This is a genomic window from uncultured Roseobacter sp. (genome assembly GCF_947492555.1).
Lineage (GTDB): Bacteria > Pseudomonadota > Alphaproteobacteria > Rhodobacterales > Rhodobacteraceae > Roseobacter.
This window is the reverse complement of record NZ_CANLNE010000002.1, coordinates 907401-930779: the sequence shown is the minus strand read 5'-3', so window position 1 is coordinate 930779 and position 23379 is coordinate 907401. Positions and strand designations below refer to the sequence as shown.

Here is a 23379-nt window from a genome sequence, read left to right as displayed (position 1 = left end):
CTCCTTGTTTGGTCTTTTATGAGTGTCTTTGGGACGGATGCCAGAAGGTCACCGTCCGTTCGATCAGCGCAACGATACCGTAGAACGCCGATCCCACTACCGCTGCGACAACAATCTCCGCCCAGACCAGATCAAGCGCAAGCTGTCCCACCGATGTGGAAATCCGAAACCCCATTCCACGTATGGGGGAGCCAAAAAATTCGGCAACAATGGCCCCGATAAGCGCCAGTGTACTGGCGATTTTCAAGCCGTTGAAGATAAAAGGCATCGCGGCAGGCAAACGGAGTTTTAACAGCGTCGTCCAATAGCCTGCAGCGTAGGTGCGCATCAGATCGCGCTGCATTGCCGAGCTGTCTGCCAGACCTTGAACCGTGTTGACGAGCATGGGGAAGAACACCATCACCACAACGACGGCGGCCTTGGATTGCCAGTCAAAGCCGAACCACATGACCAGAATGGGCGCCATACCGATGACCGGCAGGGCAGCAACAAAGTTTCCCACCGGCAGGAGCCCCCGGCGCAGAAAATCGAACCTGTCCACAAGGATCGCGACCAAAAAGGCTGCCCCACAGCCCAAGACATAGCCGGTCAGCGCGCCCTTGATGACGGTTTGAACGAAATCCTCCCAGAGAATCGCGGTCGACGCGGCAAAGCGCGCTGCAATCATGGAAGGGGCGGGCAATAAAACAGCGCTGATCTCGAGCCCGCGCACGACACCTTCCCAGATGGCGATCAACGTAAGGCCAAAAATCAAGGGGACGACCAGGCGGGTAACCCGTGTGCGCGGCAAAGCTGACAGTCGAGCATTCACCCACCACCCCAGGACCCAGGCGCCAAAGGCGAATACCAGCCACATCATGCCATGCCCATCCGTTTCAGGGTCATGCGCTGAACGAAGCCGATCAGTGCCACCAACGCCGCTGCCAAGGCCGCCGCCATGATGAGGGCCGACCAGATCTGAATTGTCTGGCCGTAGTAACTGCCCGCCAACAACCGTGCGCCCAGGCCCGCAACCGCGCCCGTCGGCAGTTCACCAACAATGGCCCCGACCAACGATGCCGCCATGGCAATTTTCAGAGACGTAAAAAGGAAGGGCATCGAAGATGGCAAGCGAAGCCGCCAGAACATCTGGGCAGCGCTCGCATTCCACGTGCGCATCTGATCCAATTGCATCGCATCCGGACTGCGCAGACCTTTGACCATCCCGACCACCACAGGGAAAAAGGACAGGTACATCGAAATCATTGCCTTGGGCAGCAGCCCCGATATCCCCACTGCGTTCAGCACGACAATGATCATGGGAGCGATCGCCAGTATCGGGATGGTCTGACTGGCAATGACCCAAGGCATCACCGACATATCCATGGTGCGATTATAGACAATCCCAACGGCAAGGGCGATGCCGAGCCCCGTCCCCAGCGCAAATCCAAGTAATGTCGCGCTCAACGTCACCCAGGAATGATAAATCAGCGATCTTTTGGAGGTAATTTTCTTTTCAACAGTGGTCTTCCAAATCTCTGTTCCCACCTGATGCGGCGCCGGTAGCTTCGGCTTCTCCTGTGACCACGTATCGGCAACCAGAGTCTGCGCGGTCAGCACCTCGCCGCTTCGGGTCGCCTTGTCGTGCGCCCACGCAGCATTCAGGAAGATTGCGGCTATGTACCAAAGCAGGAAAATCGCCAGAACTACAGTCAGAACAGGTAGTGTATTTCGGCTCATGACAGAGCCTTCCCTTCATTGTTCTGTAAATATGCATATTCAACTTCGGCAGTCTGGCAAAAATTTCTGCATATTTTAAGAACAATGAAAGAGACAACTGATCTGATCTCCACACGGTACAGGCAGGCATGCCGATGACCGTGAACGATGAAAAGGGAGCCCGCCTCCCTACACAAACAGCGGATCGGACCCGGGCGGGTGGTACAAGAATTACGCGCCCGGGCCGTTTTCAAGATATCACTCATCGCTGTGACCCGCGCGCAGGCCTTCGCGTACTCTATGTGCCACTTCCAAGAATTCCGGCGTATCGCGGATATCCAGAGGCCGATCCGGCGGCAACGGGCTGTCTATAACATCCGTAATGCGTCCGGGACGGGGTGACATCACCACAATCTTTGTGCTGAGGTAAACCGCCTCGGGGATGGAATGGGTAACGAACGCAATTGTTTTCTGCGTCCGCGCCCAAAGCTTCAGCAGCTGTTCGTTCAGATGATCACGGACAATTTCATCCAACGCGCCGAAGGGCTCGTCCATCAGCAGAATGTCTGCGTCAAACGCCAAGGCGCGGGCGATAGACGCGCGTTGCTGCATACCGCCAGAGAGTTGCCAGGGGAATTTGTTCTCGAACCCGGTCAACTCTACCAATTCCAATACGCGCGCCACACGCTCAACCTGCTCAGCTTTTGAATAGCCCATGATCTCAAGCGGCAAGCGGACGTTGCCCCCAATGGTCCGCCATGGATAGAGACCTGCTGCCTGAAAGACATAGCCGTAGGCGCGGGACCTGCGCGCCTCTTCCGGGCTCACGCCGTTGATCGTGATCTCCCCGCCTGTCGGGTGCTCCAGATCGGCCATGCAGCGCAGGAACGTTGTCTTACCGCAGCCCGACGGCCCGATAAAGCTGACGAACTCTCCTTTTGCAACATCAAGTGATACGTCCTTGAGCGCATGCACCGGACCATCATTGGTCTGAAACGTCAGATCCAGGTGGTGCGCGGAAATCACTCTCTGCCCGGGCACCGTATCGGGCATTTGCAGCGCAGCCTCTTGCATAAATCTCTAGATCCCCGCTGGAATGTTCATTGGATCGCGCTTGATCATCTTGGGGGCGGTCAGAGCTTTCCACTTGCTCAACGCCTCGGAGGCAGAGGAAAATGCTGGCCGCGGGATGAAGCGTCCGCGACCGGGGTTCGGCTGTGAATTCTGCCCCCAAGCCCAGATGACCTCGCCCCGGTTCAGCGTATATCGGCTCTGTGCCTTCACCTCGAACCCCTCGAAGACGTTGTAATCCAGCACCGAATGATGATTGCTGGGGGAAATCGTCTTGGTGATCTTCGGATCCCACACCACGATATCGGCATCCGCTCCTTCGACAATTGCACCTTTCCGTGGGTAGATGTTCAGGATTTTCGCCACATTGGTCGAGGTTGCGGCGACAAATTCATTCGGTGTCAGGCGGCCCGTCTCCACCCCTTCGGTCCAGAGCACGGCCAGACGTTCTTCCAGCCCGTTCGACCCGTTGGGTATGATCCGGAAATCATTGCGACCCGCACGTTTCTGTTCGGTGTTAAAGGCTGCGTGATCCGTTGCCACGACCTGCAAAGACCCGGCCTGCAACCCGGCCCACAGACTGTCCTGATGGTCTTTCGACCGGAACGGCGGCGACATTACCCGCCGCGCCGCATAGTCCCAATCCGTATCGAAATAGACGCTTTCATCCAGCGTCAGGAATTGAATGAGCGGCTCCCCGTACACCCGCATACCTTTCTGACGGGCGCGCCGGATCGCCTCATGGGCCTGCTCACAGGACACATGCACGATGTACAATGGCACGCCTGCCGCATCGGCGATTGTGATCGCCCGATTGGCGGCCTCGCCTTCGAACTCGGGCGGACGCGAATAGGCGTGCCCTTCTGGTCCGGTAATCCCCTGGTCGAAATACTTCTGCTGCATCTCGGCCACCAGATCACCGTTCTCGGCGTGCACCATGGGCAGCGCACCCAGTTCAGCGCAGCGCTTGAAGGAGGCAAACATTTCGTCATCCTCGATCATCAAGGCCCCCTTGTAGGCCATGAAGTGCTTAAAGGAGTTCACTCCCATGTCGACGGCGTCCTTCATTTCATTGAAGACACTCTCATCCCATCCCGTGATCGCCATGTGGTAGCCCACGTCCGAACAGATCTGCGGGGCGGATTTTCGGTGCCACTCGTTGATCGCATTCTTGATCGACCCGTCCTCGCCGGGCAGGCAGAAATCCACCACCATCGTCGTCCCGCCAGCCGCTGCGGCCCAAGTGCCGGATTCGAAGGTTTCCGCCGCCGTTGTTCCCATGAACGGCATTTCGAGATGCGTATGCGGGTCGATCCCGCCGGGGATCACATAGGCTCCCTCTGCATCGATGTACTCATCGCCTGTGAGGTCTTCGCCGATCTGGCTGATCGTTTCGCCCTCGATCAGCACGTCTGCTTGCCACGTCCGGTCCGCCGTGCAAACCATGCCGCCTTTGATCACCTTGCTCATGTCATGTCTCCCATCTCAGTGGCCATGTTTCTTCTGGCCTTAAATATCACGGGTGAGGCCAAAGGCCGAGGGCAGCGCCCTTTTCAGACCGAACCGAAACACCCCAACGCGGACCCGTGCACGCCAATGTCCAGTGGCCCGAAATCGCTCTCCACACAGAGCGAGAAATACCCCGCAACCGGCATGTACACCACCCGGTAGTCGCCGTCGCCCCGCGTCACACTCCAACACTCCTGTGTCAGTCCGCCAGAGAAATTCACCCTCACCTTGCGCGGCGCGCACAAAGCCACGCGCATCGCCTCTGCCGTCTTTTGCAATATGACATCGGCCCCTGCAAAAGCGTCATCAAGTTCCGCATCCACCAACGCCGAGACACGTTCTGCTATCGTCAGATCGGGCGAAATCACCCAACAATCTCCGCAGTCTCCACCACAGCATGCAGCAATACATCCGTGCCCGCCATGGCCCAGTCCTTGGAAATCTCTTCCGCCTCATTGTGGCTCAACCCGTCGACGCAGGGACACATCACCATCGCCGTCGGCGCCACACGGTTGATCCAGCAGGCATCGTGTCCCGCGCCGGAAATCAGGTTCATATGGGAATACCCCAACCGTTCAGCAGCAGATCTCACGGCTGTCACACAGCCTTCGTCAAAGGCCACCGGATCAAAACCGCCCACCTTCTCAAAGGCAATTTCCAACCCCATGTCGTCGGCGATCTTCTGGCCCTCGACGCGCAGCCGCGCTTCCATATCCTCGATCACGCTCAAATCGGGCGAGCGGAAATCCACCGTGAAAACCACCTTGCCCGGGATCACGTTGCGTGAATTCGGATAGACGTCGATATGCCCTGCAGCGCCCACCGCATGGGGTTTGTGGCTCCAGGCAATCTCGTCGACCTTCTCCAGCACCCGCGCCATGCCCAGGCCTGCGTTCTTGCGCATCGGCATGGGGGTCGAGCCGGTGTGACTGTCCTTGCCGATGATCGTCACTTCCGTCCAGCTCAACCCCTGCCCGTGCGTCACGACACCGATGTCTTTTGCTTCAGCTTCCAGAATGGGTCCCTGTTCGATGTGCAGTTCGAAAAACGCGTGCATCTTGCGGGCGCCAACTTCTTCATCGCCGCGCCAACCGATCCGTTTCAATTCGTCACCGAACTGTTTGCCCTCGGCATCCACCCGCGCATAAGCCCAATCCTGTGTATGAATGCCTGCAAAAACACCCGACGACAGCATCGCAGGTGCGTAGCGCGTGCCCTCTTCATTGGTGAAGTTCGTCACCACAATCGGGTGCTTGGTCTGCACATTCAGATCGTTCAGCGTCCGGATGATCTCGAGGCCCCCAAGCACACCGAGAACACCGTCGTATTTGCCGCCAGTAGGTTGCGTATCGAGGTGGCTGCCCACATAGACCGGCAGCGCATCGGGGTCCGTGCCCTCGCGGCGCGCGAACATGTTGCCCATCTGGTCGAGCCCCATCTCACAGCCCGCCGCCTCACACCACTTTTGAAAAAGCGCGCGCCCTTCGCCGTCTTCATCCGTCAGCGTCTGGCGATTGTTGCCGCCCGCCACGCCGGGACCGATCTTGGCCATCTCCATCAGGCTGTCCCAGAGCCTGTCTGGATTGATCTTCAGGTTCTGTCCGGGCGCGGGCATGGCTGGGGTCCTTCCTGGCGGTGCATATTTTTTGACCAGTGGCAATTTTTACCATTTGGTAAAGACACGATTGCGATTAGGGTGAGCCAAGTCAAGGCTTCCTTTTACGCCTTTCTCATGTGAGCCTGTGAACATCTTTTACACTGCCCGATTTTGCAGCAGCCCTTTGGAGGGAGACGCCCGTGCCCGACGGCGCCGATAAAAAGCCCAGCCGCATTCAGCAACGCAACCGTGGGCTTATCCTCGATGCCGCGCTTGATGTTTTTTCCAAACACGGCTACCGCGGCGCAACCCTTGATCAGATTGCCGAGGCCGCCGGACTCAGCAAGCCGAACATTCTTTACTATTTCGATGGTAAGGAAGAGATCCACGTCACCCTTCTGAACCAGTTGATGGAGACGTGGCTGGACCCTTTGGTAACACTTGATCCGGACGGCGACCCCCTGCAGGAAATCCTCGGCTACGTGCAGCGCAAACTCGACATGGCGCGGGACCTGCCGCGCGAAAGCCGTCTATTTGCAGGTGAGATTTTACAAGGGGCACCACGCATGGCGCCGCATCTGGTCACCGATTTGCAACCGCTCTTTGATGAAAAATGCGCGGTGATAAGGGCTTGGATGGAAAAAGGCGCCCTGGCGACGGTTGATCCAAGACATCTGATCTTTTCGATCTGGGCGACCACACAGCACTACGCTGATTTCGATGCTCAGGTTCAGGTGCTGCTCCGCGACGATCCCGACCGCCACGGCGGGGCCGCCGAATATCTGGCAACGATGTTCACCAAACTCTTGAGACCTTAAGGCTTCAGTAACCTTCTTGCAAAATACACCTGCCCTTTAACACCCGATTAGTATTCATATTGCTTTAATGGTTTGTGGGTGGCGGCTTCAGACTGTGAACAAGATTGGAGCGAGAAATGAGTGCAATATCTTTTAATGCCCCATATGCGCCACAGCCGGTGGCCCCTGCACAAAACGACGCACAGGTTGCAGGCATTCAGGCGGGCCAGCCGCCCGCGAAATCCGCATCCGGCAACGGCACCAACATGGCATCAGATCATTCCGGACAAGGGGCCGGGAATGGAACCGGAACCGGCGGTGCACATCTGGCCAGCTTGCTGAAACGGGGGCGGGTGGCGATGTTACCGGTTGAGGCGACGCCGAAATCCGTGATCGACGCGCAAGCCGACCAGCCTGCTGAAAACGAATATCTGGTGCAACAGGCCAAGCTTCGCGCTGAGTCGAAGGCTCTGCAGGAGGCGCGCGATGCGGCGCGTGCCGCAGACAAGGCCGCCGCTGCAGCGCAGGCAGCAGCGGAAGCCGCTAAACCAGAATTCAAACCCCCAAACCCGTTGCCGACCGCACCCATTCTCGACCGCGGTGACGGCTAACTAAGGCACCACTGCTACTCTGCAGCCTTGGATGCCGGATTGTTCGGATGGGTGGTCCAGTTGGCATAGTCCGGCTCGACCACTTTTCCCGTGCGCGGGTCAACGAGCCCCGGCGCCATCGCCTCCATGGTGATGCAGTCCTCAACCGGGCATACGTTGACGCAGAGGTTGCAGGCCACGCATTCCTCATCGATCACGGTGAAGGTGCGGTCCGCAGACATGGCAATCGCCTGATGTGACGTGTCCTCGCAGGCAGCAAAGCAGCGCCCGCAGGAGATACACAGATCCTGATCAATCTTGGCCTTGGCCACGTAGTTCAGGTTCAGATGCTGCCAGTCGGTGACATTCGGCACCGCGCGTCCCACGATCTGATCCACGGAGGTCAGCCCTTTGCTGTCCATGTAGTCCGACAGGCCACTGATCATCTCCTGCACGATCTTGAACCCGTAGGTCATGGCCGCCGTGCAGACCTGCACATTGCCAGCACCCAATGCCATGAATTCCGCCGCATCACGCCAGGTTGTGATCCCGCCGATGCCGGAAATCGGGATCTGCCCCAGGCTCGGGTCCCGCGCGATCTCTGCCACCATATTCAATGCAATCGGCTTGACCGCAGGACCGCAATAGCCGCCATGGGCCCCCTTGCCGTCAATCGTCGGCTCCGGCGCAAAGAGATCAAGATCCACGGAGGTGATCGAGTTGATCGTATTGATCAGCGAGACCGCATCCGCCCCGCCTTTCATCGCGGCCTCGGCGGGCTTGCGGATATCCGTGATGTTCGGCGTCAGCTTCACGATCACCGGCATGCGCGTGTTGGCCTTGACCCAGCGCGTCACCATCTCGATGTATTCGGGCACCTGCCCCACAGCGGAGCCCATGCCCCGCTCTGACATACCGTGCGGGCAGCCGAAGTTCAGCTCGACCCCATCGGCACCAGTCTCCTCAACCTGCGGCAAAATGAACTTCCACGGCTCTTCCTCGCAGGGCACCATGAGCGAGACGATCATCGCCCGATCCGGATAATCTCGTTTTACAACCTTGATCTCATCCAGATTGGTCTGCAGGGGCCGGTCAGTGATCAACTCGATGTTGTTCAATCCCAACAACCGTCGGTCGGCGCCGTAGATCGCGCCATAGCGCGGGCCGTTCACATTGACCACATGCGGATCAAGGCCCAGTGTTTTCCAAACCACACCGCCCCAGCCCGCGCCAAAGGCGCGGCGCACGTTGTATTCCTTGTCCGTCGGCGGCGCAGAGGCCAGCCAGAACGGGTTCGGGCTTTTGATGCCTACAAAGTCACTTGTTAAATCAGCCATATCGGTTCCTCCATCGGGCGGGCGTTACGCCGCAGCCCCTGTCAGTGCCTTGTGAATATCCATTGCCGCGTCGCGCCCTTCGGCCACGGCCGTTACCGTGAGATCGTCACCCCCTGCGGCGCAATCACCACCGGCCCAGACACCTTGCAACGATGTCCGGCCCGCGTCATCAACCTTGATCTTGCGGCCTTCCAGCGCCGGCAGGCCCTCTCCCACCAGCGACTGACCGATTGCGCGGAACACCTGATCCGCCGCCAGCCTCAAGGCCTGACCGGTCGGCGCCATCGCCTCATCGACATAGTCGAATTCAATCTCACGCACAGCACCGTTGCCAATGACCGCGCGCGGCACGGCGTGCGTCACGATCCTGACGCCCTTGCTTGTGGCCAGATCCTGCTCAAAGACGCTCGCATTCATCCGATCACGGCCCCGGCGATAGACCAGCGTGACATTCAAGGCACCCAACAGCCTGGCCTGAACGGCGGCATCAATGGCCGTCATCCCACCGCCGATCACCACCACATCGCGGCCCACAGGCACCTGTGCCAGATCATCCGCCTGCCGCAGGTCGGCGATGAAGTCGACCGCGTCCAGCACGCCCTCCTTGTCCGACCCCTCGGCCTCCAATGCATTCACGCCGCCCAGACCCATGCCGAGGAAGACAGCGTCATGCCCCGCGCGCAAGCTCTCGAGCGTCTCTTCGCGGCCCAGTGCCTTGCCGAATTCGATGCGGATGCCACCGATCTGCAAGAGCCAGTCCACCTCGGCCTGCGCAAAGCCCTCAACCGTTTTGTAGGTTGCGATCCCGTATTCGTTGAGCCCCCCGGCTTTTGGCCGGGCGTCATAGACCACGACGTCATGGCCCAGCATCGCCAGCCGATGTGCGCAACTCAGGCCCGCAGGCCCCGCCCCCACCACGGCAACCGTTTTACCGGTCGCCGCAGCTCGGGAGAAAGGGTGAACGCCCTGTTCCTGCAGATGATCGGTCGCATAGCGCTGAAGCTGTCCGATCAGAACCGGCTTGCCCTCGGCCAATTCGCGGACACAGGCCTCTTCACACAGCTGTTCCGTCGGACAGACCCGCGCGCACATCCCACCCATAATGTTCTGGCTCAGAATGGTTTTTGCAGCAGCATCCGGCGTGCCCGTCGCGATTTGCCGGATGAACAGCGGAATATCGATGTCGGTCGGGCAGGCGGTGATACAAGGCGCGTCATGGCAAAAATAGCACCGATCCGCCGCCACCAATGCTTCATGCGCATCCAGACGCGGGTGCAGATCCGAAAAATGATCCGCATAAGCTTCGGCCTCCAGACGGGCCGGCACGATACCTGGTGTGAATGCGTCGCTGGACATGGATTTTTCCCCATTCTGGCTTGTTCAATTCAAAAAAGCTGTCACGGAATCATTTTTTTATCAACTGGTAAAATTTGTTTCTCTCAGAACAGCCGCTTCACTGCTGAAAAAATACGCAATACACGGCTGGCGGGAATTCGCCGACCTCGTGTAAGTAAGCGCTATCATTGGAATTTGACTTGCTTTTGCTCTGACCACCCCCAATATCGAAGACGCGACGCGACAAACTATCGACCACTGCTCCTTCCGGCCAGTCATTCGATCTGCTTTCGACCGAGCCAGGCTGCCGCATTCCGCGGGCAGCACAAGACAGGAGACACGGGGAATGGCCACTGGCACCGTGAAATGGTTTAACACCACAAAAGGCTACGGCTTTATCGCCCCCGATGGCGGCGGCAAAGACATCTTTGTGCATATTTCTGCTGTTGAACGCGCAGGCCTCACAGGTCTGGCAGACAACCAGAAAGTTACCTTCGACGTGGAAGCGGGCCGTGATGGCCGCGAAAGCGCGGGCAACCTCGCACTGGCCTGATTTCAGGCATTTACACGATTTGCAAACGGGCGCCGCGGTGCCCGTTTTTGTATTTTCAGGGCGCGTCCCAATTCACGTCATCTGCCTTCTCGACCTGTAATCGTCCGTCGGGCCAGGGACGCAGCAACGGTGCGACCTGCTCTTGCGGGCCGCCGAGCCATAGATCGATGTCTTCAGGATCGAGGATCACACCCATCCGGTGATGCACGTCGATCACGTCGGCAGAGGGCGGGCAGGTGAGCGTCGCAACCTGATCCACCTCTATGCCGCCGGGCCCCTGCCACCGATCCGTGATTGCGGCAAAATACAGAAACCCTCCGGAACGTGGCGTGATCCGCCACGGTGTCTTGCGCCGCTTCTCTCCCGTCCATTCGTACCAGCCGTTCAGGGGCACAACGGCCCGCCCGGTCCCGGTGAAAGCGGATTTGTCAAAGACCGTTTCGCTGCGCGCGTTCACGATGGTTTCCATCACCGGGCGGCCCCGCGCATTGACCCGCCCGACCGGAATGATGCCCCACCGCATCCGCGACAGCCCGGCATCGGTCAGCACAACGATTTCCTGCCCAGGGGCGATATTTCGGCGCGCAGGCTCATCCGCGACCTGTGCCGCATCCTGCTTCAGGGCAGCGGCAAGGTCCGTCATCGGCGAGGTCAGAAAAAACCGTCCCGGCATGTCACTGCTCCACGCGGGCGATCAAATCCAATGCATAGGGCCCGAGCGCTTCCACGATCCGGACCACGCCATCGGCATTGGGATGAATGCCATCGGGCTGCATGAAGGCACGGACCGACGCCGGATCGCCCTCCTCGATGCGCAGCCCCTCAAAAAAGCTGGGGGCAAAGAGCGTGCTGTACGTCTCGGACAACTCAGGATACATCGCGTCAAAAGCCTGCTTGTACGCCGGACCGTAGTTGCCGGGCGCTTGCATGCCGACCAGCAACACCTCGACCTCCGCGGTGGCGGCGGCCTGAAGAATACCCTCAAGATTGGCACGGCTGACGTCGGGATCAATCCCCCGCAAAAGATCGTTGCCGCCCAGTGCGACGATCATCGCATCCACCTCCGGGGTAAGCGTCCAGGCGGCCCGACTCAGCCCCCCGGCAGTTGTGTCGCCGGACACACCCGCATTGATCAGCTGTACGTCGGTACCTTCCGCCTCCAGCCATCTTTGTAGTTGCGGCACAAACCCTTCGGTCTCGACAAGTCCGTAGCCCTGCGTGAGACTGTCGCCCAGCGCCGCGATCACCACCTCCTCCGCCTGTCCTGCCACGGGGCAGAACAGCGCCAAACACATCACAACCTTGTGCATCTTGATCCAGCCTCCATATGCCACACGTATACCCGCCAAAGGTTTTTCACGCATGACAGATCCAGTCTTCTCTCTCAAAGATGCGACTTTATCGCTGGATGGCAATGCTGGCCGGGTTGATATCCTGCACGGCATCTCGCTTGAGGTACACCGGGGGGAGAGCCTTGGACTGATCGGCCCCTCCGGCTCCGGCAAATCCTCACTGCTGATGCTTATGGGTGGGCTGGAGCATGCGACATCCGGGACCGTGATGGCGCTGGGGCAGGATCTCACGCGCATGTCCGAGGACGCGCTTGCCCGGTTCCGCCGTGATCACATGGGTGTGGTGTTCCAGTCTTTTCACCTGATCCCGACGATGACGGCCCTTGAGAACGTTGCAACTCCGCTGGAGCTTGCAGGTGACGCCGATGCTTTCGCAAAAGCCGAGGCAGAGCTGGCCGAGGTCGGTCTGGCACAGCGGGCCAATCACTATCCTTCGCAACTGTCCGGCGGCGAGCAGCAACGGGTGGCCCTCGCCCGCGCCTCCGCCCCGCGCCCCGATATCCTTCTGGCGGATGAACCCACCGGCAACCTCGACGGTGCCAATGGGGCTGCGATCATCGACCTGCTCTTTGGACTGCGCGATCGGCACGGCGCCACGCTGGTCCTTGTGACCCACAGCCAGAGCCTCGCTGCCCGCTGCGACCGTGTGATCCGCCTCGGCGATGGCCGTGTGGTTCCCATGGAGCGCGCGGCGGAATGAGTCTTTCCCTCGCAGCCCGGTTTGCCAAGCGCGAGCTGCGCGGCGGTCTTCAGGGCTTTCGCATTTTCCTCGCCTGCCTCGCCCTCGGCGTGGCTGCCATTGCTGCCGTGGGCTCCGTACGTTCCGGCATCGAAGCAGGTCTTACCCGCGAAGGTGCCGCCCTTCTGGGCGGCGATGCGGAGATGGATTTCACCTACCGCTTTGCAACCGACGAAGAACGCGCCTGGATGGCGCAAGTCGCTGAAAACGTCTCGGAAATTGTCGATTTCCGTTCCATGGCCGTGGTGGGTGAGGGCGACACCGCCGAGCGCGGCCTGACCCAGATCAAAGCCATCGACACGGCCTACCCGCTGATTGGTACAGTGGATCTGATCCCCGACATTCCGCTCGATCAGGCGTTGGCTGTTGAAAACGGCCTGCCTGGCGCGGTGATGGAACGCGTATTGATCGACCGGCTGGGCCTTGCTATCGGCGACACCTTCCGCCTTGGCACCCAAGCGTTTCACCTGAGCGCCGAACTGGCCCGGGAGCCCGACAGCGCGGCAGGCGGCTTTGCCCTCGGGCCCCGCACAATTGTGACCACCGAAAGCCTCGCCAACGCGCAACTGCTCGCACCCGGCACCCTCTTTTCCACGAAATACCGCCTCGACCTGCCGCCCGACGCCGATGTCGCCGTCCTTGCCGAAGCGGCACGCAGCCGGTTCGAAGACACCGGTCTGCGCTGGACGGATGCGCGCAACGGCGCGCCGGGAATTTCCGAATTCGTGGACCGCCTCGGCGCCTTCCTGATCCTCGTGGGACTCTCCGGCCTCGCGGTGGGCGGGGTCGGTGTCTCTTCCGCCGTTCGCGCCTATCTTGCGGGCAAGACCAGCGTGATCGCCACACTGCGCACGCTGGGGGCAACCCGCCGCGTGATCTTTCAGACGTACTTCATTCAGATCGGCGTGCTGTCCCTCTGTGGCATCGCGATCGGCGTGGTTCTGGGCGGGCTTGCGCCGCTGATCTTCGCACCGCTGATCGAGGCGCGCCTGCCGATCCCCGCGGCCTTCGCGCTCTACCCTGCCCCGCTGATCGAAGCGTCGATTTATGGGCTGCTCACGGCCTTCCTCTTCACCCTCTGGCCGCTGGCCCGCGCCGAAGAGATCAAACCCGCGACGCTCTTTCGCGATGCGCTGATGTCGGCCCGCGCCCTGCCTACTCCGCGCTATCTTGCCGCCACCGCGCTCGCGCTGGCGCTGCTGCTGGGCCTCGCAGGCTGGTTCTCCGGCACCTGGTGGCTGACATTCTGGACCGCAGGCGGCATCTGCGGCGCGCTGCTTCTGCTCGCAGGGGCCGCCCTGCTGATCCGTCACCTCTCGCGCCGGGGCGCCCACCTGGCGCGGGGCATGCCCCGCGCCAGGTGGGCGCTCGCCGCCATCTCCGGGCCTCGCGAAGGCGCCACATCGGTGGTGCTTTCTTTGGGTCTCGGCCTGTCGGTCCTCGCCGCCGTTGGCCAAATCGATGGCAACCTGCGCGGCGCGATCACTGGGAACCTGCCCGAAGTGGCACCCTCCTACTTCTTCGTCGACATCCAGAAAGATCAGATGACGGGCTTTACTGAAAGGCTGTCAAACGACCCTGCGGTCGAGCGCGTCCAATCCGCCCCGATGCTGCGGGGCATTATCACCAGGATCAATGGCCAGCCCGCGCGTGAGGTTGCGGGTGACCACTGGGTTCTGCAAGGCGACCGCGGTGTGACCTACTCAGAGGCCCTGCCCGAGAACACACGCATCACCGCTGGCGACTGGTGGGCCGCGGATTATACCGGGCCACCTCTGATCAGCTTCGCCGCCGAAGAGGCCGCCGAGATGGGTCTTCAGATCGGGGACGAGATGACCGTGAACATCCTGGGCCGTGACATCACCGGCACCATCGCCAGCTTCCGCGAGGTGGATTTCTCCACCGCCGGTATCGGCTTTATCCTGGCAATGAACCCCGCGGCCCTCTCCGGCGCCCCGCACAGTTTCATCTCGACCGTCTACGCAGAGGAAGAGGCCGAAGCGCAAATCCTGCGCGATCTCGCAGGCCAATACCCCAACATCACCGCCGTGCGCGTCCGCGATGCCATTGACCGCGTTGTTGACGTTCTGGCCGGGCTGGCCGCAGCCACCTCCTATGGCGCGGCCGCCACGCTATTGACTGGCTTTCTCGTGCTGATTGGTGCGGCGGCGGCTGGCATCAATGCGCGCATCTACGAAGCCGCCGTCCTGAAAACTCTCGGCGCGCCGCGCCGCCACATCCTGACCAGCTTTGCCCTGCGCTCCGCCTTGCTGGGTCTCTGCGCAGGTATCGTAGCGCTTGCGGCTGGGATCACCGGTGGCTGGGCCGTGAGCCGCTTCATCATGGATACGGACTTTTCGGTGATCTGGCTCTCCGCCCTGCCGATCATCCTCGGTGGTATCCTGACGACGCTGGTGGCCGGTCTTCTCTTTGCCTGGGCGCCACTTAATGCGTCACCCGCTCGGGTGTTGCGGGCCCGGGAGTAAGAGTTTTCTTGCCTCCGGCGGGGATACTTGTTGCCAGAAGAAACAACGATTTCTTAACCAATGTCCGCTGGAATGAAGACGCGGTACAGGCGGGGACGCCGATGACCGCGCCAGGAGAAGCCAAAACGCTTCTTGATCGGGGAGCAGTTTGAAAACCGCTCCCCGTTTCTTCTGGCCTCAAATATCCCGGGGGAGGCCCGAAGGGCCGGGGGCAGCGCCCCTTATTCGGCAGCCTCTGCGTAGTCCTCCATCGGTGGGCAGGTGCACACAAGGTGCCGATCACCATAGACATTGTCGACGCGGTTCACCGGTGGCCAATACTTGTCGACGCGGAAAGCGCCCGGCGGGAAACACCCCTCTTCCCGGCTGTAGGGTCGATCCCAATCACCCACCAGATCTTCGACCGTATGCGGTGCATGTTTCAGCGGGTTATTCTCGGCATCCATTTCGCCTGCTTCCACCGCAGCAATCTCGGCCCGAATCGCCAGCATCGCATCACAGAAACGGTCGAGTTCCGCCTTGGTCTCACTCTCTGTCGGCTCGACCATCAGTGTGCCCGCTACCGGCCAGCTCATGGTCGGCGCGTGAAATCCGCAGTCGATGAGTCGTTTTGCGATATCTTCCACGGTCACGCCCGCACTCTCATCAAAAGGCCGCACATCGATAATGCACTCATGCGCCACCCGCCCCGTTGGTCCTTTGTAGAGCACGTCGTAGGCACCTTCCAAACGCTGCGCGATGTAGTTCGCGTTCAGGATGGCGACCCGCGTAGCTTGAGTCAGCCCATCTCCGCCCATCATCAGGCAATAGGCCCAGCTGATCGGCAAAAGCGATGGAGAGCCGAAGGGGGCCGCCGACACCGCGCCCGCACCGGCAACTGGCGATCCCGGCAAATGCGGCACCAGATGCGCTTTCACGCCAATCGGCCCCATGCCCGGACCGCCGCCGCCATGTGGGATGCAGAAGGTCTTATGCAGGTTCAGGTGGCTCACATCGCCGCCCAGATCACCGGGGCGCGACAGGCCCACCATCGCGTTCATATTGGCCCCGTCGATATAAACCTGCCCGCCATGCGAATGGGTGATCCTCGTGACCTCCGTGACCGTCTCTTCGAAGACCCCGTGGGTGGACGGGTAGGTGATCATGCAGCCTGCGAGGTTCTCCGAGTGCTGTTCCGCTTTGGCCCGGAAATCCTCCAGATCGATGTCGCCGTTGGCCGCGGACTTGATCACCACGACCTTCCAACCCACCATCTGGGCGCTCGCCGGGTTCGTTCCATGCGCACTCATCGGGATGAGACAGATGTTGCGATGCTCCTGCCCTTGCGCGCGGTGATACCCGGCGATGGATAAAAGCCCCGCGTACTCCCCCTGTGCGCCCGAATTGGGCTGCATCGAAATCGCATCGTAGCCGGTGATGTCGCACAGTTTGGCACTCAGATCGTCGATCATCTCGGCATACCCCTGCGCCTGATCGGCGGGGGCATAGGGGTGGATCAGCGAAAACTCCCGCCAGCTCACCGGCATCATCTCCGCCGCCGAATTCAGCTTCATCGTGCAGGACCCCAGCGGGATCATCGCCCGGTCCAACGCCAGATCGCGATCCGCCAGCCGCCGCATATAACGCATCATCTCGGTCTCGGCCCGGTTCATATGAAAAATCGGGTGGGTCAGATAGGCAGACGTGCGCAGCATCTCCTCGGGGAAGCGATAGTCGGGCCGGAAATCCGCGTCCTTGCGGGTAATCCCGAAGGCCCGCCAGACCGCCTCCAGCGTGGCAGGCTTGCAGCGCTCATCCAGCGTGATCCCCACACGGGCCTCTCCGACCGCGCGCAAGTTTATCCCCTCATCCACGGCGGATTTCAGCACTGCCGCCTGCAAGGGCCCCACATCCACGGTGATCGTGTCGAAACAGGCCTTGGGGTCCACCTTGAACCCTGCCGCTTCCAGTCCCTTGGCCAACCGCACCGTCTTGCGGTGAATGCGCTGCGCGATGGCCTTGAGCCCCTCGGGCCCGTGGAACACGGCATACATCGACGCCATGACGGCCAGCAACGCCTGCGCGGTGCAGACGTTCGAGGTCGCCTTCTCGCGCCGGATATGCTGCTCGCGCGTCTGCAACGACAAACGATAGGCCCGGTTGCCATGGGCATCGACCGACACGCCAACAATGCGCCCCGGCATCGCGCGCTTCATGGCATCGCGGCAGGCCATATAAGCCGCGTGCGGCCCGCCATAGCCCTCGGGCACCCCGAACCGCTGGGTCGAGCCCACGGCGATATCGGCACCCATTGCGCCGGGTTCCTTCAACAGCGTCAGCGCCAGCGGATCGGCAGACACAATGCCCACCGCACCATGCTCATGCAGCGCCGCCATGTGGTCGGTGAAATCATGCACATGGCCGTAGGTGCCCGGATACTGGAAAATCGCCCCGAAGACGGCAGAGGCATCCATCTTCGCCGGATTGCCCACGATCACCTCGATCCCCAGCGGCGCGGCCCGCGTCTGCATCACCGCGATGTTCTGCGGATGGCAGTCGCGGTCAACAAAGAACGCCTTGGCCTTTGACTTCGCCACCCGCTGCGCCATGGTCATCGCCTCGGCACAGGCCGTCGCCTCATCCAGCAGCGAGGCATTGGCGATCTCCAGCCCGGTCAGATCGCTGACCATGGTCTGGAAGTTCAACAGCGCCTCCAGTCGTCCTTGCGAAATCTCCGGCTGATAGGGCGTATAGGCCGTGTACCACGCCGGGTTCTCCAGAATGTTCCGCTGGATCGCGGGCGGCGTGACCGTGCCGTGATACCCCTGCCCGATCAGCGAGGTCAGCACCTTGTTCTTGGCGCCTGTCTTGCGCATATGCTCCAGCACCTCGCGCTCGGACATCGCCTTGCCGAAATCCAGCGGCTCTTTCTGCCGGATCGCGGGCGGCAGCGTGTCGTCGATCAGCGCGTCGAGCGAGGCTGCACCGACAGTGTCCAGCATCTCCGCCATCTCCACCGGAGACGGCCCGATATGCCGCCGGTTGGCAAAATCATATGGCAAATAATCAGTTGGCTTATACACCATCACATTGCTCCTCTCGCGCACGCTGCGCTTCACCCTTCGTCAAATACTCACATTCCCGACGGTCCACCCGCTCAGGCAATGAATTTCTGATAGCCCGCTTCATCCATGAATTCGTCCATCTGGCTGGCGTCACTCACGCTCATCTTGAAGAACCACGCCTCACCCTGCGGATCCTCGTTCACCATCCCGGGATTGTCCGTCAGGGCTGAATTCACCTCGACGATCTCGCCATCGACAGGCGCCAGAATATCACTGGCCGCCTTTACGCTCTCGATCACCACGACCTCGTCGTCCTTGCTGACCGTAATGCCATCATCCGGCAGTTCGACGAACACCACGTCGCCCAGCTGCTCGGCCGCATGGGAGGTGATGCCCACCACCATCAAACCGTCTTCTTCGCGCAGCCACTCGTGCTCTTCGGTGAATTTCATATCTTGGTCTCCTGTTGATTATCTCTTGAAATTGGCAGGCACAAACGGCAGCGCCGCGACGTCCACGGCCAAGCGCTTGCCCCGCACTTCGCCCCAAATCCGTGTGCCGACCTCGGCGTGCTCTGTGGTCACATATCCCATGGCCACCGGCCCCTCGACCGTGGGGCCAAACCCACCTGACGTGACAGTGCCGATCTGCGCGCCGCCCTCTTTGGCATCGAAAAGCTGCACGCCCTCGCGCATCGGCGCGCGGCCCTCGGGACGCAACCCGACCCGTTTGCGCGCCACGCCATTGGCAAATGCGTCGAGAACAACATCGGCACCGGGAAAGCCCCCCGCCCGCGCGCCACCGGCCCGGCGCATCTTTTGCACCGACCAGGTCAGGCCCGCCTCGACCGGTCCGGTCATCGCGTCGATGTCATGTCCGTAAAGGCATAGGCCGGCCTCCAGCCGCAGGGAATCCCGCGCGCCCAGGCCAATCGGGGCGACACCGTGATGTGTCAGCAGACTGCGGAGCAGCGTTTCCGCCTCATCCGCCGCCACGGAAATTTCAAACCCATCCTCGCCGGTGTAGCCGGAGCGCGAAGCCCAGACGGCATGGCCACAAAGAGCCAGATCAGCCACATCCATGAAGCGCATTTCTGCGGCACGTGCATCCTGGTCCTCGATCACCGCCGCCGCCTTTGGGCCCTGCAGCGCGATCAGCGCGCGGTCCGTCAGCTCCGTCACGGTGATCTCGTCGGGCAGGCCCGCCCGCATCCGCGCCACGTCCTCCGTCTTGCAGGCTGCGTTGACGACAACAAAAAGGTCATCCCCGCGCCGCGCGAACATCAGGTCATCCTCAATCCCACCGGCGTCGTTGGTGAAGAGACCGTAGCGCTGCCGCCCGTCCTCCAGCCCCAGCACATCCATCGGGACCAGCGCCTCAAACGCCAGCGCCACCGCCTCCCACGAGGGTCCGGACAGGATCACCTGCCCCATATGGCTGACGTCGAACAGCCCCGCCGCCGCGCGCGTGTGCAGATGTTCCTTCAACACGCCCATGGGATATTGCACCGGCATGTCGTAGCCAGCAAAGGGCACCATCTTTGCGCCCAGCTCCACATGCAGCCCGTGTAACGGCGTTTTCGCCAACTCAGTCATCCGACCTCTCCCTCAAAGCCGGTTCTGCGTGAGAATGGACCGGCATCAGATACACGCAAAATGCGCGCCCTAGATGCCCCCTCTGTCTTTTCGCCTGAGATCGTTATCCCTTCGGCGGATGCCACGCGGCACCTCTCTCCAGAGTTCTGCGATCCCGCACGGTCCGGTGGCCTGAGAGTTTCCGGGGCGGTTGCTCCTTCGGCACCGGCTTTGCAGCCGGTTCTCCCGGGCGGGATGTGTCGGGACGGTATGCCAGCGTATGCGGTCTGGTCAAGATGTCTTGTGCCGCCCGCACCATAATGTTTGAGTGCGCGGGACTGCGCGAAAGACATACGATGAGCGATCCTTATTTCTTTGGCTATGGCAGCCTGGTGAACACCAAGAGCCATAGCTACCCCGACCCCCATCCCGCCACGCTGAAGGGCTGGCGCCGCGCCTGGGTCGCCACGCCGCGATTCGGCGTGGTGCTGCTCACCGGTGTGCCCGCCCCGGGTCACAGCATTCAGGGTCTCATCGCCGCTGTGCCGGGCGCTGATTGGGCAGCACTTGATGCCCGCGAAAGCGGCTATGCCCGCGTGCCTGCCCATGACAATATCGACCACGCGCATCCCGCCACACCCGAGATCGCCGTCTATGCGGTGCAGCGGGAAAACATGCTCAGGCGCAGCAATCAGATGATCCTGCTCAGCTATCTCGACGTGGTGGTGCAGGGGTTCCACGACGTCTTTGGCGAGGCCGGGGTGCAGGGGTTCTTTGACAGCACAGATGGCTGGGACACCCCGATCCTGAATGATCGGTCAGACCCCGTCTATCCACGTCACCAGCAGCTGACCGAGCTGCAAACCGGGCTGGTGGATGACCACCTGACCCGGTTATCGGCGCAGGTGAAAGAGCGACATGAGGCGCCCCTGCCGCCCGAATTCTGACTTTTCGATCGGGCCAAGGTCTGCGGCAGCCTCGCGCATCACCCGCCGCGCCAGCGCCCAGGCGATCACACCAAAGATAACGCCCGCCACGGCCTGCCCGATCAGCACGCCGGCAGGCCCGTACGCCCATGCGCCCAGCAACACCAGGGGCACCATCCCCACCGTATTCCGCCCCCAGTTGAGGAAGGTCGAATAGAAAGGTCGTCCCATGTTGTTGAAGGCGGCATTCCCAACAAACAGCACACCATTAAAGAAAAACAGCAGCGACAGCGGCCCGCAAAAGAGGAATACCAGTTCGCGGGTCACACCCGTTGCATCGAAGAGCGCTGCGATCTGGCTGCGTAGGCAGAAGAGGATGACCGAGACCAGCACGATCACCATGGCCGTGAACAATACCGCGTCGTTGAAGCCGCGCCGCACGCGGTCATGATCCCGGGCGCCGAAATTCTGCCCGAGAATGGGGCCCACAGCGCCCGAGAGGGCAAAGATGATCGCAAAGGCCAGCGGGGTCAGTCGCCCCACGATGGCCATGCCCGCCACCGCCGCCTCGCCGAATTGCGCCATAGTCCGCGTCACAATCGCCTGGCCGACCGGTGTGGCGATCTGGGTAAGGATTGCGGGCGCCGCAATCGCCAGAATGGGCCCCAGATCGCGCAGCATCGGGCCCAGCTGAGGCCGCCCCAGCCCGCCGTAAAACCGAATGATCGGGCGCAACGCCATCACCGCGATCGCCACATTTGCGGCGACCGAGGCGAGCGCGGCACCCGTCAGCTCCAGCCCCAGCCCGAAGATCAGGATCGGGTCCAGTACCGCATTCACAAGTCCGCCCCAGATCGTGGCCATCATTGCACGCCGCGCATCTCCATGGGCCCTCAGGATGGCCCCGCCGATAATGCCGATCATCAGAAAGGGCAGCGCGGGCACGGTGATCCGTAGGTACGAGAGCGCCAGATCCGCCGTCTCTCCGGTCGCGCCCATGAGCGACACGAGCCAAGGCAAGTTCACCCAGACCGCAGCGGCAAAACAGATCCCGAAGATCGCGCCATAGGCCAGCGCGTGGGTCTTGCGCGCCTCGGCCCTGGCGTGGTTGCCCTCCCCCAGGGCGCGCGCCACCAGCGCACCGGCGGCAACCGCCATGCCAATACCAAAAGACGTGTTGAAAAACAGGATCGCGGCGGCGTAGCCCACGGCGGCAGCCAACTCCTCCTTGCCCAGCATCGCGATAAAGATCATGTCGATGAAATCGACGGCAAAGACCGCCATCAGCCCGATCGAAAAAGTCGATGCCATGACGGAGATATGGACAAAGAGATTGCCGGTCAGGAATTTGGCCTGCGCTTCAGCCATGGCGCCGCGCCCGTTTCATTGTTCGCCAAATATGCAAACCCAACCCGATCCAAATGCGGGCCAGACTTTCATTCGCGGGCCTTCACCACCTGCAAAAGCGGCATCAGCGCCGACATATCCGGCCCATGCGCCTGGCCCGTGAGCGCCTTGCGCAGCGGCATGAACAGCGCACGCCCCCTGCGGCCCGTGGCCTCTTTCACCGCTCCGGTCCAGCCGCTCCACGTCTGGTCGTCAAACGGCCCTTCGGGCAGCAACGCCATGGCCTGCATCACGAAGTCCGCGTCTTCTGCGTCGATGTCCGGCTCTGCGCCGTCACGCATCATCACCCACCATGGGGCGAGGTCCTGCAACGTCGTGATGTTCTCACGCGTGACCTCCCAGAACTGAGCGGCTTTCTCTTGCGGCACGCCTGCGTCGGAAATCGCTTGTGACACGCCCTCCAATGGCAGCCCCGCCAGATGCCGCGCGGTCAGCGGGAAGAGGTCCTGCTCATCGAATTTTGTCGGGGCCGAGCCGAACCGCGTGATGTCAAAACCATCGATCAGCTCCGTCATCTCGGCGCGCAGTTCTACCGGGTCCGAGGACCCCAACCGCGCCATCAGGCTCAGCAGCGCCATCGGCTGCACTCCTTGCGCGCGCAGGTCGCGCAGCGAGAGCGTGCCAAGGCGTTTGCTGAGCGCTTCGCCCTGTGGGCCGGTCAGCAGCGAATGATGCGCAAACTGCGGCACCGCGCCGCCAAGCGCCTCGATGATCTGGATTTGCGTGGCCGTATTGGTCACGTGGTCTGATCCACGCACCACGTGGGTCACGCACATCTCGGTATCGTCGACCACGGAGGCCAGCGTATAGAGCACCTGCCCATCGCCACGGATCAACACCGGGTCAGACACGGAAGCGGCATCAATCGAGATGTCGCCCAGAATGCCATCGGCCCACTCGATCCGTTGCTGGTCCAGCTTGAAGCGCCAGACACCATCGCCCCGCTCCGCCCGCAGCGCGTCCTTCTCCGCATCTTTCAACGCCAGCGCCGCACGGTCATAGACCGGCGGTTTGCCCATGTTGAGCTGCTTCTTACGCTTCAGGTCCAGCTCCGTCGGCGTCTCAAAGGCCTCGTAAAAACGACCGATCTCGCGCAGCTGATCTGCGGCGGCGGCATATCGATCCAGCCGCTCGGACTGCCGCTCCACCCGGTCCCAGTGCAGCCCCAGCCACTCCAGGTCCTGCTTGATCCCATCGACATATTCTTCCTTGCTGCGCTCCGGATCGGTGTCGTCAACGCGCAGGATGAAGGTGCCGCCCGCCTTGCGCGCGATGAGGTAGTTCATCAGCGCGGTGCGCAGGTTGCCGATATGGATGTGCCCGGTGGGCGACGGGGCGAAACGGGTGGTGGTCATGCGTGTCTC

21 protein-coding genes and 1 riboswitch are annotated in these 23379 nt (G+C 61.4%); of the genes, 6 read left to right on the top strand and 15 right to left on the bottom strand.

Going from position 1 to position 23379, the window contains the following annotated elements; translation table 11 throughout:
- Positions 1–16: 16 nt before the first annotated feature.
- The 6 genes from Q1A07_RS11520 to Q1A07_RS11495 form a co-directional block, all read right to left on the bottom strand.
- Positions 17–859 (bottom strand): ABC transporter permease, encoded by an 843-nt coding sequence (locus tag Q1A07_RS11520; protein WP_299780808.1) that lies wholly within the window; start codon positions 857–859, stop codon positions 17–19.
- Positions 856–1719 (bottom strand): ABC transporter permease, encoded by an 864-nt coding sequence (locus Q1A07_RS11515; protein WP_299780807.1) that lies wholly within the window; start codon positions 1717–1719, stop codon positions 856–858. Before Q1A07_RS11515 ends, Q1A07_RS11520 begins: the two co-directional genes overlap by 4 nt.
- A 237-nt stretch (positions 1720–1956) precedes the next feature.
- Positions 1957–2751 carry an ABC transporter ATP-binding protein gene (locus tag Q1A07_RS11510; protein WP_299781979.1) on the bottom strand — a complete coding sequence of 265 codons (795 nt, stop codon included), beginning with the start codon at positions 2749–2751 and terminating at the stop codon, positions 1957–1959.
- Positions 2752–2778: 27 nt separating this feature from the next.
- A complete protein-coding gene (hydA, locus tag Q1A07_RS11505) occupies positions 2779–4239 on the bottom strand; it encodes a dihydropyrimidinase (RefSeq protein ID WP_299780806.1) in 1461 nt (486 codons plus the stop codon).
- 83 nt (positions 4240–4322) lie between these two features.
- Positions 4323–4646, bottom strand: coding sequence for a hypothetical protein (locus Q1A07_RS11500; RefSeq protein WP_299780805.1), 324 nt, complete (start codon positions 4644–4646; stop codon positions 4323–4325).
- A complete protein-coding gene (locus Q1A07_RS11495; RefSeq protein ID WP_299780804.1) occupies positions 4643–5893 on the bottom strand; it encodes a Zn-dependent hydrolase in 1251 nt (416 codons plus the stop codon). The genes Q1A07_RS11500 and Q1A07_RS11495 overlap by 4 nt, the downstream gene beginning before the upstream one ends.
- 182 nt (positions 5894–6075) lie before the next feature.
- Between Q1A07_RS11495 and Q1A07_RS11490 the strand changes: the two genes are divergently transcribed.
- Complete coding sequence (locus Q1A07_RS11490; protein WP_299780803.1) at positions 6076–6693, top strand: TetR family transcriptional regulator C-terminal domain-containing protein; 618 nt, start codon at positions 6076–6078, stop codon at positions 6691–6693.
- Positions 6694–6809: 116 nt separating this feature from the next.
- Entirely contained in the window at positions 6810–7283 is a 474-nt protein-coding gene (locus Q1A07_RS11485; protein ID WP_299780801.1) for a hypothetical protein, read from the top strand.
- Between the two features lie 14 nt (positions 7284–7297).
- On the opposite strand, the gene preA is transcribed toward Q1A07_RS11485, so the two are convergent.
- Both preA and Q1A07_RS11475 read right to left on the bottom strand, forming a co-directional pair.
- Entirely contained in the window at positions 7298–8599 is a 1302-nt protein-coding gene (gene preA / locus Q1A07_RS11480; protein ID WP_299780798.1) for an NAD-dependent dihydropyrimidine dehydrogenase subunit PreA, read from the bottom strand.
- A gap of 24 nt (positions 8600–8623) precedes the next feature.
- Complete coding sequence (locus Q1A07_RS11475; RefSeq protein WP_299780796.1) at positions 8624–9955, bottom strand: NAD(P)-dependent oxidoreductase; 1332 nt, start codon at positions 9953–9955, stop codon at positions 8624–8626.
- A 325-nt stretch (positions 9956–10280) separates the two neighbouring features.
- On the opposite strand from Q1A07_RS11475, the gene Q1A07_RS11470 reads away from it, so the two are divergent.
- Positions 10281–10487 (top strand): cold-shock protein, encoded by a 207-nt coding sequence (locus Q1A07_RS11470; protein WP_159977586.1) that lies wholly within the window; start codon positions 10281–10283, stop codon positions 10485–10487.
- A 55-nt stretch (positions 10488–10542) separates the two neighbouring features.
- Here Q1A07_RS11470 and Q1A07_RS11465 read toward each other — a convergent pair whose 3' ends face one another.
- Positions 10543–11160, bottom strand: coding sequence for an SOS response-associated peptidase (locus Q1A07_RS11465; RefSeq protein WP_299780794.1), 618 nt, complete (start codon positions 11158–11160; stop codon positions 10543–10545).
- A 1-nt stretch (position 11161) separates the two neighbouring features.
- The gene (locus Q1A07_RS11460) at positions 11162–11797 is read right to left on the bottom strand and encodes an arylesterase (RefSeq protein ID WP_299781977.1); all 636 of its coding nucleotides are present in this window, start codon (positions 11795–11797) and stop codon (positions 11162–11164) included.
- Positions 11798–11849: 52 nt separating this feature from the next.
- Between Q1A07_RS11460 and Q1A07_RS11455 the strand changes: the two genes are divergently transcribed.
- Both Q1A07_RS11455 and Q1A07_RS11450 read left to right on the top strand, forming a co-directional pair.
- Positions 11850–12539, top strand: a complete 690-nt coding sequence (locus Q1A07_RS11455) for an ATP-binding cassette domain-containing protein (protein WP_299780792.1) — start codon at positions 11850–11852, stop codon at positions 12537–12539.
- The gene (locus Q1A07_RS11450) at positions 12536–15064 is read left to right on the top strand and encodes an FtsX-like permease family protein (RefSeq protein ID WP_299780790.1); all 2529 of its coding nucleotides are present in this window, start codon (positions 12536–12538) and stop codon (positions 15062–15064) included. Before Q1A07_RS11455 ends, Q1A07_RS11450 begins: the two co-directional genes overlap by 4 nt.
- Positions 15065–15285: 221 nt before the next feature.
- Here the strand turns inward: Q1A07_RS11450 and gcvP are convergent, their stop codons facing one another.
- From gcvP to gcvT, 3 genes are all read right to left on the bottom strand, one after another.
- A complete protein-coding gene (gene gcvP, locus Q1A07_RS11445; RefSeq protein WP_299780788.1) occupies positions 15286–18129 on the bottom strand; it encodes an aminomethyl-transferring glycine dehydrogenase in 2844 nt (947 codons plus the stop codon).
- 71 nt (positions 18130–18200) lie between these two features.
- Entirely contained in the window at positions 18201–18560 is a 360-nt protein-coding gene (gene gcvH, locus Q1A07_RS11440) for a glycine cleavage system protein GcvH (protein WP_299780786.1), read from the bottom strand.
- An 18-nt stretch (positions 18561–18578) separates the two neighbouring features.
- A complete protein-coding gene (gene gcvT, locus Q1A07_RS11435; RefSeq protein ID WP_299780784.1) occupies positions 18579–19703 on the bottom strand; it encodes a glycine cleavage system aminomethyltransferase GcvT in 1125 nt (374 codons plus the stop codon).
- A gap of 149 nt (positions 19704–19852) precedes the next feature.
- A riboswitch (glycine riboswitch) is annotated at positions 19853–19941 on the bottom strand.
- A 97-nt stretch (positions 19942–20038) separates the two neighbouring features.
- Between gcvT and Q1A07_RS11430 the strand changes: the two genes are divergently transcribed.
- Positions 20039–20629: a gamma-glutamylcyclotransferase family protein gene (locus Q1A07_RS11430; protein WP_299780782.1), complete on the top strand. Its 591-nt coding sequence runs from the start codon at positions 20039–20041 to the stop codon at positions 20627–20629.
- On the opposite strand, the gene Q1A07_RS11425 is transcribed toward Q1A07_RS11430, so the two are convergent.
- Together Q1A07_RS11425 and gltX are read right to left on the bottom strand one after the other, a co-directional pair.
- On the bottom strand, positions 20576–21976 hold the full coding sequence (locus Q1A07_RS11425) for an MATE family efflux transporter (protein WP_299780780.1): 1401 nt from the start codon (positions 21974–21976) through the stop codon (positions 20576–20578). The two genes, Q1A07_RS11430 and Q1A07_RS11425, sit on opposite strands and share 54 nt — an antisense overlap.
- A gap of 68 nt (positions 21977–22044) precedes the next feature.
- Complete coding sequence (gltX, locus tag Q1A07_RS11420; RefSeq protein ID WP_299780778.1) at positions 22045–23370, bottom strand: glutamate--tRNA ligase; 1326 nt, start codon at positions 23368–23370, stop codon at positions 22045–22047.
- Positions 23371–23379: the final 9 nt, after the last annotated feature.